Source organism: Serratia sp. TMDUHS_CL, assembly GCF_037137105.1.
Taxonomy (GTDB): Bacteria; Pseudomonadota; Gammaproteobacteria; order Enterobacterales; family Enterobacteriaceae; genus Serratia; species Serratia nevei.
Window position 1 is genome coordinate 1 of sequence record NZ_JBBBDV010000035.1, and the last position, 776, is coordinate 776.

Here is a 776-nt window from a genome sequence, read left to right on the forward strand (position 1 = left end):
CAGACGCCGAACGAGCGGGCGGTGGCGGCAGCGGCGGATGCGCTGGCGGCGGGCAACCCGGTGTACGAGAGCCTGCTCGGCAGCGGCACGGCGGGCGAAGCGCGGCAGGCGTTCCGTCAGCTGTCGGGGCAAATCCATGCGGATATCGCGTCGGCGCTGGTGAACGACAGCCGCTACCTGCGTGAGGCGCTGAACGGGCGTCTGCGTCAGGCGGAAGGGCTGGTGAGCTCGTCGGCCATCAAGGCGGACGAGGGCGGTGCCTGGGCGCAGCTGCTGGGGGCGTGGGACCACGCGTCGGGCGACGCCAACGCCACGGGTTATCAGGCCTCGACCTACGGGGTGCTGGTGGGGCTGGACTCGGCGGCGGCGGACGACTGGCGGCTGGGGGTGGCGACCGGCTACACCCGCACCTCGCTGCACGGCGGGTACGGGTCGAAGGCGGACAGCGACAACTACCACCTGGCGGCGTACGGCGACAAGCAGTTCGGGGCGCTGGCGCTGCGCGGCGGGGCGGGCTACACCTGGCACCGCATCGACACCAAGCGGTCGGTGAACTACGGGATGCAGTCGGACCGCGACACGGCGAAGTACAGCGCGCGCACCGAGCAGCTGTTCGCGGAAGCGGGCTACAGCGTGCAGGGTGAGTGGCTGAACCTGGAGCCGTTCGTGAACCTGGCGTACGTGAACTTCGAGAACAACGGCATCGCGGAAAGCGGCGGCGCGGCGGCCTTGCGCGGGGATAAACAGCACACGGATGCGACGGTGTCGACGCTGGG

At 70.7% G+C, this 776-nt stretch carries 1 protein-coding gene; it reads left to right on the top strand.

Annotation, left to right across the window (positions count from 1 at the left end):
- Positions 1-776: autotransporter outer membrane beta-barrel domain-containing protein (locus tag WCL58_RS25250; RefSeq protein ID WP_336851755.1), on the top strand; the 776-nt coding region annotated here is incomplete at both ends.